Consider the following 5,389-nt stretch of genomic DNA (forward strand, 5'->3'; position numbering starts at 1 on the left):
CGCGGCGCTGCGGCCGGCACCCCCGCGGCGCCGTTGCCCGCGGCCACGATTGCCGCGGCGACTTCCATGGAGACGCCCACCGGCCACGAGTTCGACAACGGCATCGGCGCTTTCCGCGACGGCGGCCGCAGCTATCGCATCACCTTGCGTGGTGACCAGTGCACGCCGATGCCGTGGATCAACGTCCTCGCCAATCCGCAGTTCGGCTGCCTGGTGTCCGCCGAAGGCGGCGGCTACACCTGGTCGGGCAACAGCCAGCAGAACCCGCTGACGCCATGGCCGAACGATCCGGTCAGCGACATGCCGCACGAGGTGCTGTACCTGCGCGATGAGCACAGCGGACAGCTGTGGAGTGCGACGGCTGCGCCGATCGCCCTGCCCGCAGTGCGCTATACCAGCGAGCACGGCAAGGGCTGGAGCCGCTTCGGCCACACCGCGCAGGACCTGGAGGTGGAACTGCTGGTGCTGGTCGCGCCGGACGATCCGGTCAAGCTGTCGCGCCTGCGTCTGCACAACCACGCCGGCCACGCGCGGCGGCTGTCGCTCACCGCCTACGTCGAATGGGCGCTGGGGGCCAATGGCAGCGTGCCGGCGCCGTTCGTGACCACCTGGCGCGACGAGGCGACCGGCGCGCTGCTGGCGAAAAATCCCTGGCGGGCCGAATTCCACGACCGCGTCGCGTTCATGGATCTGGGCAATCGACCGTGCACGATCAGTGGCGACCGGCTGGAAGTCCTCGGCCGCTACGGCTCGGTGCAGCAGCCGCGCGCGCTGCTCGACCGGGTGCCCCTGTCTGGCCGCCTCGGTGCCGGTCTTTCGCCGTGCGGGGCGCTGCAGACCATGCTGGAACTCGCCGCGGGGGAGTCGCTGGAGCTGTGCTTCGTGCTCGGCGAGGCCGCCTCGGCCGACGCGGCACGGGCACTGGTGGAGAAATACCGGGTGGCCGATGTTGACGCGGTGCTCGGCGCGGTACGCGGGCACTGGGACGAGCTGCTCGATACCGTGCAGGTCAGCACTCCCGACCGGGCGCTGGATATCCTGCTCAACGACTGGCTGCTGTACCAGACGCTGGGCTGCCGGATGTGGGCGCGCACCGCCTATTACCAGGCCAGCGGCGCCTACGGCTTCCGCGACCAGCTGCAGGATGTGATGGCGCTGTGCGTGGCCCGCCCCGACCTGGCCCGCGCGCATCTGCTGCGGGCCGCGGCCCGGCAATTTGTCCAGGGCGATGTGCAGCACTGGTGGCTGCCACCGGCCGGGCAAGGCATCCGCACCCGCATCCGCGACGACCGCCTGTGGCTGGCCTATGTCGCCGCGCATTACGTGCGCACCAGCGGCGATGCCGCGGTGCTGGATGAAATGGTGCCGTTCCTCGACGGGCCGGCACTGAAGGACGGCCAGACCGATGCGTTCTACCTGCCGCAGCCGGCGGCCGAAGCGGCGAGCCTGTACGAACACGCCGCACGTGCGCTCGATTCCAGCCTGACCGGTGGCGCGCACGGGCTGCCGTTGATGGGCACCGGCGACTGGAACGACGGCATGAACAATGTCGGCGCGCAAGGCCGTGGCGAAAGTGTGTGGCTGGGGTGGTTCGTGCTCGCCGCGATCCGCGATTTCCTGCCCCATGCGCGTGCCCGCCACGAGCACGCACGGGCCGCGCGCTGGCAGGCGTATGCGCGCACGCTGCAACCGGTGCTCGATGGCCCGGCTGGCTGGGACGGACAGTGGTACCGGCGCGGCTACTACGACGATGGCACGCCGCTGGGCAGCCACACCAGCGCCGAGTGCCGGATCGACTGCATCGCGCAGTCGTGGAGCCTGATTGCCGGTGGTGGCGACCGCGCTCATGCGGCGCAGGCGATGGCCGCCGTCGAACGCGAACTGGTCCGGCATGACGACCGGCTGGCGCCGCTGTTGACCCCGCCGTTCGACCTAACGCCGTTGAACCCCGGCTACATCAAGGGCTATCCGCCCGGCATTCGCGAAAACGGCGGGCAATACACCCACGGCGCCACCTGGTCGATCTTCGCCTGGGCAGCGCTCGGTGACGGCGACCGGGCTACTGCGCTGTTCGATCTGCTCAATCCGATCCGCCACAGCGATTGCGCCGCGGCGGTCGCGCGTTACCGGGTCGAACCCTATGTGGCCTGCGCCGATGTGTATTCGGTCAGCCCGCATATCGGGCGCGGTGGCTGGACCTGGTACACCGGGTCGGCCGGCTGGCTGTACCGGGCTGGACTGGAGGCGATCCTCGGCTTCCGCAAGCGCGGCGGGCAGTTGTGGATCGACCCGTGCATTCCCGCGGCGTGGCCCGGCTTCGAGCTGGTCTACCGCCACCGCGGCGCGGCACATGGCATCACCCGCTACCGGATCACGGTCGACAACCCGGCCGGGGTCCAGCGCGGGGTGGTCTCGCGGGTGCTTGATGGCGCCGCCGTGGAGGGCGACTGCATCGCGCTGGTCGATGATGGCCGGGAACACCAGTTGCGGGTGACGCTGGGCGCGAAGGCGTGATCACCCGTACGGCCCCCGGCGCTGCTCCGCACGCCGGAGAGGGGGCCAGCGCGCCCCGGTCAGACCGTCAAAAGCGCGGCCAGCCAAGGCGGCGGATGGTGCTGCCGGTAGCGGTGGACCGCCGCCGCGGCGCCCGTGGAACTCAGGCGCTCGGCGGCAACGTATCCACGAACGCGGTGATCAGCGCCGCCACCGCTTCGGGCTGGTCCATGTGCAAATGATGATGGCCGGGCAGGGTATGCACCTGTCCATGCGGCAACAGCGCCGTCCATTCGCTGCGTTGCGGTTCGGGCAGATACACCTGCGCCGGCGTGGCGTAGATCACCTGCGTCGGGCAGACGATGGCGGCGAGCACATCGCGGATCTGCGGGTCGGTCATGCGCACCGCGGTGGGCAGCATCAGCCGCGGATCGCTGCGCCAGCTCCAGCCGCCGTCCACCGCTTTGACCCCGCGCTCGACCAGCAACCGCGCCGAGGCTTCGCTGAGCTGGTTGGCCCGCATCCGCGCCCGCACCGGCGCGGCGAGATCGGGAAATACCCGCAGACGCTTGTCGGCCAGGCTGCGCACCGCGGTGACATGCTCGCGCAGGCGGGTCACCGTTTCCGAGGCCGGGGCGGACAGGCCGCCCAGCCCTTCAATGGCGATCAGCGCCTGCACCCGCTGCGGCGCCACGGCCGCGAGCAGGCTGGAAATGCCGGCGCCCATCGAATGTCCGAGCAGGCTGAAACGGTCCCATCCCAGCGCGTCGGCCACGTCCAGCACGTGCACGATGGCGTTGGCACCGGTGTAGGGCGTGCCTGCGGGCAAGTGGTCGCTGTGGCCATGGCCGGGCAGGTCCAGCAGCACCAGGTCCAGCGCCGGCAGCAAGGCCGCCAGCGGCAGGAAACTGGCCGCGTTGTCGAGCCAGCCATGCAGCGCCAGCACCTTGCGTGCGCCGGATGTGCCGCAGCGCAGGCCGCGGACCTGGAGCCCGTCCAGGTCCAGCTGCAACGGCTGCACGCTCATGCCAGCTGGTCGGCGGCCAGCGCCACCAGTGCGCGGGCGTGATCGGGCGAATCGTTCAGGCAGGGGATGTAGCGCATCTGCGTGCCGCGTGCGGCCAGCGTGGCGGTAAAGCCGATCGCCACCTCCTCCAGAGTCTCCAGACAGTCGGTGGCAAACCCGGGGCAGGCCACGTCGATCCGTTTGACGCCACGGTCGGCCATCGCCCACAGCATCGGCTCGACGTAGGGCTGCAGCCATTTTTCCTTGCCAAAGCGCGACTGGTACCCCATCGCCCAGTCGTCTTCCCCCAGCGCCAGCGCGGCGGCAATGGCACGCGCGCTGGCCTCGCAGCGCTGCGGATACGGATCGCCGTTGTTGGCCACCCGCTGCGGGATGCCGTGGAAGGAGAACACCAGCTTGTCGCCACGTCCGTGCTGCTGCCACCACTGCCGGATCGAGGCGGCCATCGCTTCGACCCAACCCGGGTCGGTGGCGTAATCCTTGACCAGGCGGGCTTCGATCCGCGGGTTGCGCGCCTGCCAGTCGGCCAGCTTGTCCTCGATCGAGGCGGTGGTGGTGGTGGAGTACTGCGGGTACAGCGGCAGCAGCACGATCCGGCGCACCCCGCCGGCCGCCAACGCGTCCAGCGCCGGTTGCAGCGCCGGCTGGCCGTAGCGCATCGCCCAGCGCACCTGCGCCTGCGGCAGCTCCCGCTGCATGGCCGCGGCCAGACGCTGCGTATACACCGCCAGTGGTGAGCCCTCCGGCAGCCACACCTGGGCGTACTTCTCCGCCGACCGCGGCCCGCGCAGCGGCAGGATCAGCCCGTACAACAACGGCTTCCACAACAACGCGGGAATGGCGACCACGCGTTTGTCACTGAGGAATTCAGCCAGATAGCGGCGTACCGCCGGGGCGGTGGGAGTGTCGGGCGTGCCGAGATTGACCGCCAGCACAGCGGTTTGGGGGGCGTTGAGCATGGACGGCATTCTCGCAGCTACCGGGCCTGGCCGCGATCGGCACGCACCGGAGCTTCGCAGTCGGCGGCCAGCGCCGCGGTTACGGCCGATTCATTGCCAGGCTTCTAATTTCAGGCACTTGCTTTATCTTTCTGTGCATCGACTTCTGGAGCCCGCCATGCGCCGTCTGCCGTGCCTTTTACTGCTGTTGTCCGCCAGCCTGTTGTCTGCGAACGCTCTGGCCGGTCCACAGGAGGATCAGCGCGCCCGCAACGCGGTGCGCGTGCTCAGTGAAATCCAGGACATTCCCGAACAGGCCATTCCCGACAAGTTGCTCGACGAGGGCCGCGCGATTCTGGTGATTCCCGACACGATCAAGGCCGGCCTGGTGATTGGCGGCCGCCGCGGCCATGGCCTGATGTCGGTGAAGATGGCCGATGGCAGCTGGTCCAACCCGGTGTTCGTCAAGCTGACCGGTGGCAGCATCGGCTTCCAGGCCGGTGTGCAGTCCTCCGATGTGATCCTGGTGTTCCGCAACGACCGCAGCCTGGACAACATCGTCAACGGCAAATTCACCCTCGGCGCCGATGCCGGCGTCGCCGCCGGTCCGGTCGGACGCAGCGCCGCCGCCGCCACCGACGGCCAGCTCAAGGCCGAAATCTGGTCGTGGTCGCGTGCCCGTGGCCTGTTCGCCGGCGTCGCCCTGGATGGCGCGGTGCTGCAGATCGACGACGCCGCCAACCTCGATGCCTACGGTCCCAACACCACTCCGCGCATGATCCTGGAAGGCCGCCTCCGCGAGGCTCCGTCGCGCGATGTGGTGGCGTTCCGCGATCGCCTGGAAGAGTCCACCTACAGCGCCCGTGAAAAGCGCGGCACCCGGGGCAACGCAGCGGTCGCGCCGGCCGCTGCGCCGCGGATCGCGCCGGTG

The 5,389-nt window shown here is 69.8% G+C and carries 3 protein-coding genes and 1 pseudogene; 2 read left to right on the forward strand and 2 right to left on the reverse strand.

Annotated features, from left to right (window positions below):
- A pseudogene (locus QZH66_RS14300) lies at window positions 1-2,514 on the forward strand (glycosyl transferase family 36); the annotation flags it as partial.
- A 142-nt stretch (window positions 2,515-2,656) separates the two neighbouring features.
- Here QZH66_RS14300 and QZH66_RS14305 read toward each other — a convergent pair.
- Entirely contained in the window at window positions 2,657-3,520 is an 864-nt protein-coding gene (locus QZH66_RS14305) for an alpha/beta hydrolase (RefSeq protein ID WP_305806610.1), read from the reverse strand.
- Window positions 3,517-4,479, reverse strand: a complete 963-nt coding sequence (hemH, locus tag QZH66_RS14310) for a ferrochelatase (protein ID WP_305806611.1) — start codon at window positions 4,477-4,479, stop codon at window positions 3,517-3,519. Before hemH ends, QZH66_RS14305 begins: the two co-directional genes overlap by 4 nt.
- A gap of 157 nt (window positions 4,480-4,636) precedes the next feature.
- Here hemH and QZH66_RS14315 point away from each other — a divergent pair.
- Window positions 4,637-5,389 (forward strand): YSC84-related protein (locus QZH66_RS14315; protein WP_305806612.1); only part of this gene is annotated, 753 nt, incomplete at its 3' end.

It is taken from the genome of Stenotrophomonas sp. YIM B06876 (genome assembly GCF_030711595.1).
Taxonomy (GTDB): Bacteria; Pseudomonadota; Gammaproteobacteria; order Xanthomonadales; family Xanthomonadaceae; genus Stenotrophomonas.